Annotated in this window: 12 protein-coding genes; 2 read left to right on the plus strand and 10 right to left on the minus strand. The window is 44.1% G+C overall.

The features are described from left to right. Window positions 1-288 (plus strand): hypothetical protein (locus JO375_RS01930; RefSeq protein WP_229522889.1); only part of this gene is annotated, 288 nt, incomplete at its 5' end. A gap of 132 nt (window positions 289-420) precedes the next feature. Here JO375_RS01930 and ligA read toward each other — a convergent pair. The 10 genes from ligA to rfbC all read right to left on the minus strand — a co-directional run bounded on the left by ligA (window position 421) and on the right by rfbC (window position 12,399). After that, window positions 421-2,436 carry an NAD-dependent DNA ligase LigA gene (gene ligA / locus JO375_RS01935; protein WP_229522890.1) on the minus strand — a complete coding sequence of 672 codons (2,016 nt, stop codon included), beginning with the start codon at window positions 2,434-2,436 and terminating at the stop codon, window positions 421-423. A gap of 86 nt (window positions 2,437-2,522) precedes the next feature. Continuing rightward, entirely contained in the window at window positions 2,523-4,847 is a 2,325-nt protein-coding gene (gene pcrA, locus JO375_RS01940) for a DNA helicase PcrA (RefSeq protein ID WP_229522891.1), read from the minus strand. A gap of 41 nt (window positions 4,848-4,888) precedes the next feature. Next, window positions 4,889-5,581: a heptaprenylglyceryl phosphate synthase gene (gene pcrB, locus JO375_RS01945; protein ID WP_456094067.1), complete on the minus strand. Its 693-nt coding sequence runs from the start codon at window positions 5,579-5,581 to the stop codon at window positions 4,889-4,891. A gap of 226 nt (window positions 5,582-5,807) precedes the next feature. Then, a complete protein-coding gene (locus tag JO375_RS01950) occupies window positions 5,808-7,208 on the minus strand; it encodes an undecaprenyl-phosphate glucose phosphotransferase (RefSeq protein ID WP_229522892.1) in 1,401 nt (466 codons plus the stop codon). Next, on the minus strand, window positions 7,205-8,113 hold the full coding sequence (locus tag JO375_RS01955; protein WP_229522912.1) for a glycosyltransferase family 2 protein: 909 nt from the start codon (window positions 8,111-8,113) through the stop codon (window positions 7,205-7,207). Before JO375_RS01955 ends, JO375_RS01950 begins: the two co-directional genes overlap by 4 nt. Window positions 8,114-8,487: 374 nt before the next feature. Next, a complete protein-coding gene (locus tag JO375_RS24930; RefSeq protein ID WP_377570451.1) occupies window positions 8,488-8,580 on the minus strand; it encodes a putative holin-like toxin in 93 nt (30 codons plus the stop codon). A gap of 183 nt (window positions 8,581-8,763) precedes the next feature. Further along, window positions 8,764-9,702, minus strand: a complete 939-nt coding sequence (locus JO375_RS01960) for a glycosyltransferase family 2 protein (RefSeq protein WP_267497651.1) — start codon at window positions 9,700-9,702, stop codon at window positions 8,764-8,766. A gap of 153 nt (window positions 9,703-9,855) precedes the next feature. Beyond that, window positions 9,856-10,731, minus strand: a complete 876-nt coding sequence (gene rfbD / locus JO375_RS01965; RefSeq protein ID WP_229522894.1) for a dTDP-4-dehydrorhamnose reductase — start codon at window positions 10,729-10,731, stop codon at window positions 9,856-9,858. A 1-nt stretch (window position 10,732) separates the two neighbouring features. Beyond that, window positions 10,733-11,752: a dTDP-glucose 4,6-dehydratase gene (gene rfbB / locus JO375_RS01970; RefSeq protein WP_229522895.1), complete on the minus strand. Its 1,020-nt coding sequence runs from the start codon at window positions 11,750-11,752 to the stop codon at window positions 10,733-10,735. A 101-nt stretch (window positions 11,753-11,853) separates the two neighbouring features. After that, window positions 11,854-12,399 (minus strand): dTDP-4-dehydrorhamnose 3,5-epimerase, encoded by a 546-nt coding sequence (gene rfbC, locus JO375_RS01975; protein WP_229522896.1) that lies wholly within the window; start codon window positions 12,397-12,399, stop codon window positions 11,854-11,856. 83 nt (window positions 12,400-12,482) lie between these two features. On the opposite strand from rfbC, the gene JO375_RS01980 reads away from it, so the two are divergent. Next, a complete protein-coding gene (locus tag JO375_RS01980) occupies window positions 12,483-14,357 on the plus strand; it encodes a glycosyltransferase family protein (RefSeq protein WP_229522897.1) in 1,875 nt (624 codons plus the stop codon). Window positions 14,358-14,363: the final 6 nt, after the last annotated feature.

The raw sequence follows: 14,363 nt of genomic DNA on the forward strand, positions 1-14,363 counted from the left end.
CCTGAGCCAGGATCAAACTCTCCATTAAAGACCGGCCGAAGCCGGTTTATTGAAAGAGCGATTAGCTCATTTCTAATGCTAACGATTCTTCTTTATATTAAAGAAGAAATCTTTATTTTCATCATCCATTTGTTCAGTTTTCAAAGAACTCGTCCTTTCTCATCAATCTCAACGAGTCAAGAATTAGATTATATCATGTTAATTACTTTCTTGTCAAATCTTTTTTTGATTTTCTTTTTTGTAACCTTTGCTTTTGAGAAAAGATGCTCTCAAAACAACGTCTATTAATGTAACACACTTAAATCTATTTAGCAAGCATTTATTTTGAATACGATTATAGCTTTTTGCCTGCCACGGACTAGTTCATAGCAAAACAGCCATCCCGTCCTCAGACGGAATGGCTGCTTATGTCAAATGATTTTATTCCTGCTCCAGCAGCTTGATGAATTCATCCTCATCTTCTATCGTTTCGATTCCGAGCTGTTGGGCCTTAGCCAGCTTGCTTCCAGCCTTTTCTCCAGCTATGACGAGATCCGTCTTTTTCGATACAGATCCGGTCACCTTGGCTCCTAGCGCCTCCAGCCTGGAAGCAGCTTCGTCCCGCGTAAGCTGATGCAAGGTGCCTGTAAGCACAACCGTTTTGCCACTAAAGAAGCTGTCTGTCTTCTTGGGCTGCGGAGCTTCAGGAGCTTCCGCCCTCACACCTAGAGCCAGCATCTTTTCAATCCCCGCCTGAGTGGATGGATCGGCGAAAAACGCAACAATGCTTTCGGCTACAATTCCGCCCACATCCGGCAGTTCTATCAGTTCATCCACGGTGGCGGACATGACCTTATGCAAATCGCGGTAATGTTCGGCCAACATGCGTGTTGTCGCTTTACCGGTATTCGGTATGCCTAAAGCGTAAAGGAAAGAAGCCAGATCTCTTTCTTTACTCTTTTCAAGTGCTGCTAGAAGGTTATTGGCTTTTTTCTCGCCAAATCGCTCCAGCTTCACCAAATCATCATATTGGAGTGTATACAAATCCGCAGGCTCATGCACGTTCAGCTCGTCGTGCAGCTGAATCGCTGTTTTGTCGCTGAATGTTTCAATATCCATAGCATCACGTGATGCAAAATGGGAAATACGGGCTACAATCTGCGGTTTGCAGCCCAGCTTATTGTCGCAGAACAAATGAGCGCCCCGCTGCTGCAAAGAAAACCCACAGGCCGGGCAATGATCCGGTACGACAATTTCCTCCCCGTCGTTCTCAGACGTTACCTTTCCCAATATCTCGGGAATAACATCATTTGAGCGACGGATAAACACACGCGCCCCAAGAGCAAATTTCAGGTTCTTACGCTCGATATCTCCTGCGTTGTTCAGCGTACAATTTTGCACGGTGACTCCCGCCAGCTCTACCGGCTCTACCCTTGCCAGTGGCGTAATTTTACCAGTTCGGCCTACATTCCACTCGACCGAGTTAAGGACCGTGGTCGTTTCTTCCGCCTCGAATTTATATGCCACCGCCCAGCGCGGAAATTTGTCGGTGTACCCGAGAACCTCACGTGTGCGCATATCTGTAATTTTCAATACTGCACCGTCAATAAGATAATCCAATTCACTACGAGATTCTTCAATCTCAATCAACTGCTCCATAACATCATCAAAATTATCATAATAAGTCAGATACAGGTTCACCTTAAAATGATTATCACGCAGAAAGGTCATCATCTCCTGATGACTATCAAACTGGATACGATCGGCATATCCCACATTATAGAAAAAGGCACTCAATCTTCGCTCAGCTGTCACCTTGGGATTTAAATTACGCAAAGCGCCGGCGGCGGCGTTGCGCGCGTTTTTAAGAGGTTCCACCGCAGTCTCATTATATTTTGCCAGCACAGACAGATTCATTATACCTTCTCCCTGCACTTCGATGGTTCCATCCTGAAAAGGAATCGTAAGCGGCACGGATTTAATTGTCTTCACCTGTGCCAGTATCCCTTCCCCTACCACACCATTACCGCGGGTAGAAGCCTGCACCAGCTTTCCGTCCGTATAAGTAAGGTTCAGCGTCAATCCATCAAATTTAAGCTCTATCGCATAGCTTGGAGAAGGCAGAGGCTGCTCCGGGTTCTTCGTATTGTAATCCTGGATCAATTTCACGACACGCGCGTTCCATGCACGCAGTTGCTCCATATTCTGTGCCTTATCAAGGCTCCATAATGGAGCCAGATGACGATGAGGGGTGAATCCTTTAAGTAGCTCCCCACCTACACGCTGTGTTGGCGAATCCGGCAATACGATTCCACTCTTCTGTTCTAGCGCCACCAGCTCGTCATAAAGCACATCATATTCTTTGTCGCTGACCATAGGCTCATCCAGTGTGTAATAATGATAGTTATATGTGTTCAGCTCAGCAACAAGCTGCTCCATTCTGTGCATTGGGTTCATGCAGGCGTATCCCTCCGGGAACTTCATCAGGGCAGAAGTCTAGGCTGGTCTGCCGCTGTGAAGTTCGAGTTTAATGATGTTTAGATTTATTCTACTTTTGTGATAGGCGCAAAGCCAGCCAACAGACGTTTGACCCCGACCGGAGCCGGGAAGGCGATTTGAAGCTCCATATCATTGCCTGTACCTTTGACAGCCACAATGGTTCCCACTCCCCATTTGCCATGCTGTACCTTGTCTCCAGCAGCAAAAATAGAAGGCCCTCCCGCCGAAGCAGCTGCGGAAGGCTTGGCCGCTGAAGGTGTCGTTACGGTTACACGCGGCGTTGCGGAGGCAGTCGAGCCACTGCGGCTCATCGAAGCAAAGGAACGTTCTCCACCAAAATTGCTGCCATTGGTTTTACCCAGTCCACGTCCGCCATAAGAGCCGCCTATATTACCCAAACGACGGTAGCGGTCCTGTTTGATCATCGTATCCTCTTTTAGTTCATCCGGTATTTCTTCAAGAAAACGCGACGGTGGATTGGCTGTGGTACGACCAAACAGCGTGCGCATTTGTGCACAGGTCAGGAATAACTGCTCCTCTGCACGAGTAATGCCGACATATGCCAGTCTCCGCTCTTCCTCAAGCTCTTCATTGTCCAAGAAGGCTCTGCTGTGAGGAAATACCCCCTCTTCCATACCGACAATAAATACGATTGGAAATTCCAAGCCTTTTGCGCTGTGCATGGTCATCAATACAACAGCATCACTTTGCTCCTCTTCATCGTCATTCAAAGAATCGATATCTGCGATAAGAGCAAGATCAGTCAGGAAGGAAACCAGTGATTTGTCCTCCGCTCCCTTTTCAAACTCCATCGTTACCGACAGAAATTCATCAATGTTTTCCAAACGTGCGCGTGATTCGAGCGTATTCTCGTTTTGCAGTTCCAGTCGGTATTGAGTGGTTTCCAGCATTTTTTCTGTCAACTCGGTGACCGACAGATAATCCACCATCCGGCTCAAACCTTCTATCATATCGTAAAACTCGACCAGCGCATTGCGTGTACGTCCGGCAAAACCCAAATCGTCTACCACCTGCAGCACACGGAAAATCGAAACCCCACGCTCTGCAGCGGCTGCCTGCAATTTACCAACTGTCGTATCCCCGATGCTTCGTTTGGGCACGTTAATGATTCTCATCAAGCTGATATCGTCATCAGGATTGGAAAGCAGGCGAAGATAGGCCAGCAAGTCCTTGATTTCTTTACGATCATAAAACTTGATCCCGCCAACGATTTGATACGGTATGTCGGATTTGATCAAAATTTCCTCGACGACCCGAGACTGAGCATTGGTGCGGTACAAAATAGCATGGTGACTATAGGTTTTACCGGCTTTAATATTCTTATGAATTTCCGAAGCGATAAAGTAGCCCTCATCATGCTCCGAGTCAGCTCGGAACACTTTAATTTTGGCTCCGCCCTCTTTGTCGGTCCATAGTTTTTTGGGCTTGCGGCCTGTATTTTGCGCAATCACTTCGTTGGCTGCATTCAGTATGTTCGAGGTTGAGCGATAGTTCTGCTCCAGCAAAATGGTGCGCGCTTCCGGGTAATCCTCTTCAAAGTTCAAAATGTTGCTGATATCCGCGCCCCGCCAGCGATAGATAGATTGGTCGCTGTCACCTACTACGCAAATCCGGTGATGCTTGTCAGCCAGCATTTTGCACAGCATGTACTGTGCACGGTTCGTATCCTGATATTCATCGACATGAATGTATTGAAACTTCTTTTGATAGAAGTCCAGCACCTCAGGCGTTTCCTTAAAGAGCTGAATCGTTGTCATGATCAAATCATCAAAATCAAGAGAGTTATTGTTTTTGAGCCGTTGTTGGTACTTGGTATATACTTTCGCCACGATTCCTTCAAAATAGTCGCCAATCTTGCGCTCATACATCTCAGGAGTGACCAATTCATTTTTAGCCGTGCTGATCATGGATTGAACCGCTTTGGGTTCGAATTTTTTAGTATCAATGTTCAAATCTTTCATACAGCTCCGAATGACGGACAGCTGATCGCCTGAGTCCAAAATACTAAAATTGGATGTAAAGCCGATCCGCTCAATATCCCGGCGCAAAATACGCACACACATCGAGTGAAACGTGGATACCCACACATCTTTCCCTTGCGGGCCAATCAGCTTGGATACGCGATCCTGCATTTCACGTGCAGCCTTGTTTGTAAAGGTAATCGCTAAAATACCCCATGGAGCCGTCTTGCGGGTCGCAATGAGGTAGGCTATTCGGTGCGTGAGCACCCGTGTCTTGCCACTGCCTGCACCAGCCATAATCAGCAACGGCCCCTCTGTCGCTTCCACGGCCTGACGCTGAGGAGGATTAAGGCGGGCTACAGCCTCATATATATCTATTGATTGCATGCGTGCATGCTCCTTTCTCCGAGCTTCCTTAGAATCACGTTCTATAGCTGCTTTTTCACATCCACCGTCTCCAATGCTTTCGCCAAGTCACGGTAAATGATGTTCCCAACAACAATGGTGTCACAAACGGCAGCTGCTTGTAACGCGGTAGATTTATCCACGATGCCTCCTCCATATAGGACACGAGAGCTCTCCATATTACGGTGAATTTTTTGTACCAGCTCCATATCCCCAAAGGTACCGCTATATTCCACATAGACAATCGGCAGATGCATGAGCTTGTCAGCAATCTGCGCATAAGAGGCGGCAGATGAAGCACTCAACGTAGTATCTGCTCCAGTGAGTCTGGCAACTGTAGAATCACCGTTCAAAACAATATATCCTTCCGTCACAAGCAAATCCCAAGGAATCATATAACCGAACTGTTCAATGGCACGCTGGTGCTGTCCTACGATCCAATTGCTGTCAGCGGTATTCAGTACCATAGGGATCATATAGAGATCAAACCCCGGTACCACCGACTCCAGATCGGACACCTCAAGTACACACGGCACTTCATAACGACGAACCCGTGACAGCAAATCCACCGTATTTTCATAAGTAATGCCCGATGAACCTCCTATCATAATGGCGTCCGTTCCAGACACGCATACAGCGTCTAGTGCCTCATCGTCCAGTTCCTTATCAGGATCAAGTTTAAATACATGCCTCCATGATTGAATTGAATCTGCCAACACACATTCCTCCAGCATCCTTTGCTTTTGCTCATGATCCGAACGAACCGGATTCCATATCCAAAAGCGTTCTATGCTAAGTCTATGACAGTGCTCAAAAGGTGTCAATGTTCGTATTCGATGGGAACACTTCATTCAAGCATATCAGGGCCACAGCGCATACAGTCAACTGCATTTATATAGATACAAAAACACCCTCCGGCTGTAACCGAAGGGTGACGCTGGATTAATATGCGTTTTTGAAGCCGTTGCGAATCGTACGGAAAATAATTTTAATATCGAATAAGAGCGACCAATTCTCAATATAGAAAATATCATGCTTGATCCGTTCCTCAATAGACGTATCCCCACGCAGCCCGTTGCTTTGTGCCCAGCCCGTAATTCCGGGACGAACATGATGCTTCACCATGTATTTGGGGATTTCCTCACGGAACTGATCCACATAATAAGGCCGTTCCGGGCGTGGACCAACGACGCTCATATCCCCCAGCAGCACGTTGAAAAACTGCGGCAGCTCGTCGAGGCTCGTTTTTCGGATAAAGGAACCAAAACGTGTACGCCGCGGATCGTTAGCCGTCGTCCAGCCCGTATCCTCAGTTCCAGGTGGCAGCACCTTCATGGAGCGGAATTTGTACATCCGGAAGGTGCGACGGTTCAAACCTACCCGCTCCTGCTTAAAAATAATGGGTCCTTTCGACGTGGCCTTCACACCAATCGCCACGGCCAGCATAATTGGAGAGGTCAGGATAATCGCAAATAAAGAAAATAAAATATCGAACAGGCGTTTGAATAACCGGTTTCCCGCAACATCCAGCGGAATATCCCGTACATTGATCATCGGCATGCCAGCAAAGTTATCAAAATAGGGGCGGGCCGGCAAATAGTCGAAAAAGTCAGGAATAATAAGCGTACGCACCCCGGCCTTTTCACACATGTTGATAATTCTGGGATACTTATCATGGGCATCCAGTGGCAGAGCCAAAATGACCTCGTCAATCATTAGGCCCGACAGCGTCGCCTCCAATTGATCTAATCCCCCAAGAATCGGGCGAAAACGTGCTTCCTCCTCTTCAGTCCAGTGGCGATTATCATCCAGAAATCCTACGACTTCATATCCCAAATCGGGATACTGTTCAAGATTTTGATAAAACCGTTGGCCCAAAGAGCCTGCCCCAAGAATGAGCATAAATTGCTTATTGTATCCTTTTTGCCGGATAGCTTTCAGAACCTGCTTCAAAAAATATCGGTAAAACAAGATCAGCAGTACATTTCCAACCATGTAGATGGCCAGGTAGGAACGCGAAATATCGATTTGCTTGACGAAGAACATGAAACTCAGCAATACAAACAAGCCAACAATGTGAATCTGGGTGATACGAAATACGTCGTCTGCAAACCGCTTTTTGCGTTTGGGTGAATAGAGCGAGAATAGCATTCCCAATACCACAGCAATCAGACCGTAAATTAAGCTCCAGCCCCCATAGACTTGAATAGGAAGCGGATCTGTATAGGTAATCCATTCACTTTCAAATTTAAAGAACCAAGCGATCAAGAGAGATAACTGAATGATCGCGAAATCCGCCACAATATACAATTGGGTTAAAAATCGTTGATTTCTGCGTATCATGCTTTCACCTCGGTACGAGATTGTTCGTCACTGTCCGGTTTGACCGGTGCAGACAGTTTGTTTTTTAAAAAGGCCATTCCAAATTTCACCGCAATCCCTGCATATACAGCCATATTGGTAATCCAACTGTACTGCTGTTTATAATGCTTGCGGTGAAACACCCACATCGCTCTATGAAACTCATAAATGATTTTCAAAGGACGACGGCGAGCGCTGCCCCCTTTGATATGAACAATATATGTACGCGGGTAGTAGTAAATGCCCCATCCTGCTTGTTTAATCCGGTAACACCAGTCAATATCCTCACCATACATAAAAAAGGTTTCGTCCAGACCGCCGACCTGCTCAATGGTCTCGCGACGAACCAGCATAAAAGCTCCAACCAGCACATCCACGGGATACTCATCATCCGGGCTCAGATGTCCAAGCTGATACTGGTTATATTTCGGATTATCCGGGTAACGCTTCGACCAGCCAAAAGCATAGTAAAAAGACGCAGATGGCGTTGGAAATCCACGTTTGCACGCCTTATCCAGCGAACCATCCGGCAAGATAACCTTGCAGCCCGATGCTCCCATTTCGGGATGCGTATCCATAAACTGGATCATCGTATCAAGTGTGTCCGGCTGTACCAGCGTATCGGAATTCAACAGCAATATGTAACGTCCGCTGGCCACTTCCATTCCTTGATTGTTCGCCTTGGCAAAACCCGTATTATCCTCATTCGCTATCAGCCTAATTTCCGGGTATGCCGCACGAATAGCCTCAACAGACCCGTCACTGGAATGATTGTCAATGACAATCACTTCATATCGGTACTGCGTCTTTGACGCATACACCGACTGCAAACAATCCAGCGTCAATCGACACGTATTATAGTTGACGACCAGTATGCTTACATCCATCATTCAAAACGCTCCTGACAAATTCAGTAATCTATTCTACTATCGATTATTATAGCACACGCTGCAGACCACGGGACGCAAAAAAAGCACATAACTTGCAGGCTTGCACAGTTAGAGAATTTCGCAAAATTCGATTCAAGCCGCCACCAAAGTACAAATATAGACAAACGAAACCAATTTCGTCCATATCTTGTGTATTGGGGGCCGTTTATTGGATTTTTTGCAAAATCCTCGGTTGAGGTCTAAAAATCATCGTGGTAAGATATACATGGAAAAAGGGCTGGTGCCAGCCAGCCCTTGCGCAACCGACGCTCCCAAAAGCGGACGGTTTTGATTTATCAGGCCGAAAATAGACCCTTCCTTGAGGGGGCGGTCTATTTTCGTTTGCTAAACTCTAACAGTGTGACGATTAACGCCCCGAACGTCAGCATTAAACTGAGCGCCTCAAACACTGTCACAGGCTTCACCCCCCTTCTCGGGAGAGTTAGCCGACCACCTTAGGCAGTTCTATCGGTTGCACATCTCAATTATACTATATTTTTCCATAAAGGAACATTCATTCGATGGGTTTTTATCTAGCATTCATTTGTACCTTTGATTATTTGACGCTTGTATGTGGAAAAAAGTTTCAGTAATTCTTCTCCATATCTCTATAATTTTCCCAATAAGAAAACAAGCTTATAAATCCAGTTGTCGATCCGTGATTGTCTATAAAAAGGAGACTGGTAAATGTATTTAATACGGGAACCTAATCCCTTTTGATAGCTGCCCAGAAATTGTTCAATATCTTTATACATCTGGGAAGGCAGGTCCTGTCCATATAGTTGAATAAATTGCCTTGCTTGTCTGCTTAAAATATAGCGGTTTTTCCCTTTTATAAATCTGCTTAGTCTCTTTCTCCATTTGCTAGCCCAACCGTCCGTAGAACCTCCCAATACATTGTTTTGATGCTGCCGATACCAAATAGAAGGCCTAGCGTCAAACACAACCTCGCCAAAAGAGGATGTACACAAGTATATCCACCAATCGTGCATAATAATGTTTTGCAAAGAAGCAGGCATTCTCTTTTTCACGAGCCGGAGTGTTTCTTTATTGATCACCATGGTACAGCCGACACATACATTTTCAATGAGAGCATTGTAAAATGATAAAGGCCGAGGGATATCAGCTGGCCATACCTTAAGCGGCTCCAAAGCTTGAGAGACCATTTGTGTAGCAGAGCAATACATCAGCGGCCGGTTCCCATCCTTTTTCCTAAGTTGAGCTACAGCCTGGGCAAGCTTATCCGGCATCCACACATCATCTTGATCACAGAAGGCATAAAATTCGAAATTCTCGGACGATCTTTGTATCAAATCAAAAAAGCTTGCAACAACCCCTATATTGTTCTCGGGATATAAAATAATCTGTTGAGGATAACGCTGTTTCAAAGCATTCAGCTTGGCGATCGTATCATCTGTCGAGCCATCATCACGAATTAGAATCTGAATGTCTACGTCTTTCTGATTTATCAGGCTTTCTACTTGCTCATCTAAATAAGTGGTCCCATTATATGTAGATAACAAAATTTGTACACTAGGTTTGTCCAGAGTAAAGCCCTCCTTACAGCCAATTATGGGTTGAATTCGTTTCCCGTCTTATACATTATAATGCCCTTCGGATTTATTCGACACATGTGCCTACATAATAAAATCTCCCAATCATAACATGATGGGAGATTACTTTAAATATATAGTTTACCTCTACTTACTAGAATTGGCCAGGTACACTTTTAAAAAATCCCGTAATGCTTCACGCCAATCACGTAAATCATGCAATCCATTCGTCCGGATTGCTATATGTTCCATAACCGAATTACGCGGGCGAGCTGAGGGTCTAGGAAATTGTTCTGTACTGCATGGCTCCAACGTGGCCTTGATTTTAGCGTTTAAAAGTTCTACCGCATCCCGAAAAATCGCTTGCGTGAACTCATACCAGGTGCAAGAACCACTGTTGGAAGCATGATATACACCGTACTTCTCGGTTTGAACCAATTCCGCTAAAAAACGAGCCAAATCCACTGTATAGGTAGGCGAGCCTTTCTGATCGTTCACGACTTGGAGGTGCGGCTTTTCCTGTCCAAGCTTCAGCATTGTTTTAACAAAATTGTTGCCGTGCAATCCATATACCCAGGAAGTGCGGACAATAAAGTATCTGGAGGAAAGCGTCTGGGTTAAAACCTCGCCCGCCCGTTTGGATTTTCCGTAGATGCTCTGCGGATTTGTATTATCATACTCATGATATGGCTGCTCCGCTGTTCCATCAAACACGTAATCCGTACTGATATATACCAGCTTGGCTCCTGCTTTTTCCGCTGCCAGTGCCATATTCCGTGTTCCGGCTGCATTGACCTGATAAGCTCTATCTACATCAGTCTCGGCTGCATCTACGGCCGTATACGCTGCGCAGTGGATGACCGCGTCCGGTTGATATTGGCCTACGATCTTCACGGCCTGCTCCAAATTCGTTATATCCAGCTGTTCCCGATTGTATCCAAGGACATCATGCCCTTGGGCCTGAAAAACGCTCACCACATCCTGGCCAAGCTGACCGGATGCTCCGGTAACCAGCACCTTCATCTTACACATCCCCCAAACGGGAACCGTACTGCTTGGCATAGTATTGCTGGTATTCACCGGATTGAATACGAGTCCACCATTCTTTATTATCCAAGTACCAACGGATTGTTTCTTTAATGCCTGTTTCAAAAGAGTGCTTTGGCTTCCAACCCAGCTCATTCATGGTCTTCGTTGGATCAATGCCGTAACGGCGGTCATGACCTGGCCGATCCTGTACATACGAAATTAGAGATTCAGGCTTGCCCAGCTCCTCCAATACCGTTTTGACAATATGCACATTCGTCCGCTCATTATTTCCACCGATATTGTATACCTCACCAAGTTTCCCTTGATGGATGACCAGATCAATGGCACTGCAATGATCCTCTACATACAGCCAATCACGGATGTTCAAGCCATCCCCGTAAATAGGCAACTGCTGATCGCTTAACGCACGCGAGATCATCAGTGGAATCAGCTTCTCCGGGAACTGGAACGGACCATAGTTGTTGGAACAGCGTGTAATATTCACAGGCAGACCAAAGGTTTCATGATAGGCACGAACCAGCAGGTCCCCGCCTGCCTTGGACGCAGAGTAAGGACTGTTCGGTTGAAGCGGAGTTTCTTCCGTAAACAAGCCTGTTTCACCGAGAGAACCGTACACCTCATCTGTCGACACCTGTACAAATTTGGTCACATTATATTTCTTAGCTGCGTCCAACAGCACCTGTGTACCGAATACGTTCGTTTTCACAAACACTTCCGGTTCCAAAATACTCCGATCCACATGCGACTCTGCCGCAAAGTTCACCACCACATCGATACCCTGCTGCATTAGTTGGTCAATCGCTTGTGCATCGGTAATATCCGCTTTCACAAAGGTATGATGAGGGTGATTTTCGATGGATTTCAAATTTTCCAGGTTACCTGCATACGTAAGCGCATCTATATTCACAATTTCGCAATCTGGATGCTGCTTTAACATATACAATACAAAGTTACTGCCAATAAATCCGGCTCCGCCGGTGACAAGAAGTTTCATACAGACCTCCTAAAACGTGATTTAATACATATATCTATGCGTTTGAAAGGGAATGAAATAAACGACAACTTATTATTTTGAGCCGAGAGCTAATTATCCCTCTAATCAAAATTTATGTCTGCATAGGCCAATGTCGGATGCTTCTGATCTTTCTCTGAAAGAATAGCCTGAGAAGTTGGCCAATCAATCCCCAGTGCAGGATCATTCCACAGGATACCACGATCATTTTCAGGTGAATAATACTCGTCTACCTTATACAGAACCTGGGTATTAGGAACAAGCGTACAAAAACCATGGGCAAATCCCTTGGGTACCAGCAACTGCCGTCTGTTATGTTCACTTAAGATCACCCCAACCCATTGACCGAATGTCGGGGAGCTTTTTCGAATATCCAAAATAACATCATAGATAGCTCCGGAAAGCACACGAATGAGCTTGGTCTGTGCTTTAGGATTCAGCTGGTAATGCAACCCGCGGATCACGCTAGCTTCTGCAGATAAGGATTGATTATCCTGAATAAAAGCGTAGTTAATTCCGTGCTGCTTCATGACTTGTTCATTGTAACTTTCCATAAAAAAACCACGGTGATCACCATGAACCACGGGTTCAAGGATTTTTGCACCTGAAAGTATTTCCTGTATTATCATTCACGAATCCTCCAACATCTTGAGTATATACTTTCATTTATGATTACTATAAAATTAATAAGCACACTACTTCGGGAGGGAATATGCTTTTGAATTTATCGCGGGTAAATAAAAATTTTGTTTGGTCTTATTTGATATTGATGTGGCTACTTATCCCTGTTCTAATACTGTCTAAAATCGAATCGTACTATATTTCAATATTATTTAGCCTAAATATTGCGCAATCGTTTGTCATAAGTGTTACATACATTTTACACATCAGTGGTGTCTTAACATATGCAAAAAAAGAAAAAATGGTGCAATACCTAGCTTTTTGCGGTTATCTCATAGGAATTATATTTATTTATGCTTTCCTCCAAAGGGAACAATTCATTTATTACTGGGATTTCTCAGCCTATTGGAACACATCCATACAATTTAATAATCTTTTGAGTACAGACTTTATAGCAGCCTTCAAGCAAATTTATGCGAGCATTTTAAGAGACGATTATTCCGTTTTCCCAACAGTCTTTCTCGCTTTGCCATTAAAATTTTTAGGTACAAGCTACATGAGCTATGTTTTGGCCATTTACACTTGCTTCTTGTATCCTTCGTGCTTAATCCTTTTCTTAATGTTAATCAAGATTGCCGATCAAATCCAACTAAAAACAAAATTGAACGTGTTTATTATTTTTACACTTACATTTAGCTTTCCAATTATGATTGCCCCTATGCTGGGTGGTTATCTGGATTCTATCGGACTTATTTTTATTGCCTTGTCCTTGGTTATACTATTTAATCATGACTTTGAGCGTTTAAATTTGAAAGCTATTTTTCTTTTGGCTGCTTGCCTGGTTCTACTAACATTTACAAGAAGATGGTATGGATTTTGGATCGTGTCATTTTTTGGTTCAATCGGTATTGCTTTTTTATTCAGATGGATTTTAGAGAAAGATTTTCGCTTCAAACAGCTTCTACAGGTTATTTTAAACTTTTTCATTATAGGAGCCTCAAGTGCACTATTTCTGGTCATTTTCTTCAATGAATTCATCCGAAGAGCCCTGACAAATAATTTTAAAAGCGCCTATTCGGCTTATTATTTTGGTGACATCATCAGTAACTTGCAAAATTTATTTTATCATTATGGAGCCTTCATTTTCTTCATCGCGCTTATCGGTTTTATCGGTTTATTATTCATGAGCAAAACCAGATATTTTTCAATCTTTTTAATTTCGAATTTAATCATTACGTACTTCCTATTTACGAGGATCCAAAGCTTGGCTTCACAGCATTATTATCTGCTTACAGTAAACATATTAATTCTATTTGTTTGTGGCGTCATTCTTATACTAAACTATTTGTCCAAAATAAAGTATGCAAAAGGTATCTTATTAGTTATTCTGGCCTATTTTGTACTTTGTAACTTTTTGGTTACTTTTACTAACACAAATGCACGCCCAGTGACCTATTTCTCATCCTTACTCAGTGATTTCAAGCAAACGCCTAGAGTAAGAACGGATATACCCGTTCTGAAACAACTAACAGCTTATCTTAAAGAAATTTCGTCAGAACAGCATAAAGTTTATGTTCTATCGAGCTCAGGTATCCTTAATGATGACATACTCCGACAGATTGAAATGCCTAAAGATAGCAACGCTCTTCCGTTTATGAACCTGACACACCACGTTGATTTAAGAGATGGGTTCCCGGTTTCATTCTTTGATTCCGATTATGTCGTTGTCGCTACGCCTACACAATACCATTTAGGTGAAAGCGGTCAAAAAGTGATAGGATTGCTTGAAAAAGAAGTTATGAACGGATCGCTTAAAAATAATTATAAACCTCTAAAGAGCTATACTCTTGATAATAATGTACAAGCCATCGTGTTGAAAAAAACGTCAGCGATTTCTAAAGAAACAGTAGAATTTATACGCTCTCAATTCAAAGAAATATACCCTGATAATCCCGATCTTTTCTGAGTAATA

It is taken from the genome of Paenibacillus farraposensis, assembly GCF_020736845.1.
Taxonomy (GTDB): domain Bacteria; phylum Bacillota; class Bacilli; order Paenibacillales; family Paenibacillaceae; genus Paenibacillus; species Paenibacillus farraposensis.

Bases quoted from the DNA above. Each gene is read 5' to 3' on its own strand.
- rfbC (WP_229522896.1), bottom strand. From the start codon at position 12,399: ATGATAATACAGGAAATACTTTCAGGTGCAAAAATCCTTGAACCCGTG.
- JO375_RS01955 (WP_229522912.1), bottom strand. From the start codon at position 8,113: ATGGATGTAAGCATACTGGTCGTCAACTATAATACGTGTCGATTGACG.
- JO375_RS01980 (WP_229522897.1), top strand. From the start codon at position 12,483: ATGCTTTTGAATTTATCGCGGGTAAATAAAAATTTTGTTTGGTCTTAT.
- pcrA (WP_229522891.1), bottom strand. From the start codon at position 4,847: ATGCAATCAATAGATATATATGAGGCTGTAGCCCGCCTTAATCCTCCT.
- rfbD (WP_229522894.1), bottom strand. From the start codon at position 10,731: ATGAAGGTGCTGGTTACCGGAGCATCCGGTCAGCTTGGCCAGGATGTG.
- JO375_RS01950 (WP_229522892.1), bottom strand. From the start codon at position 7,208: ATGATACGCAGAAATCAACGATTTTTAACCCAATTGTATATTGTGGCG.
- ligA (WP_229522890.1), bottom strand. From the start codon at position 2,436: ATGAACCCAATGCACAGAATGGAGCAGCTTGTTGCTGAGCTGAACACA.
- rfbB (WP_229522895.1), bottom strand. From the start codon at position 11,752: ATGAAACTTCTTGTCACCGGCGGAGCCGGATTTATTGGCAGTAACTTT.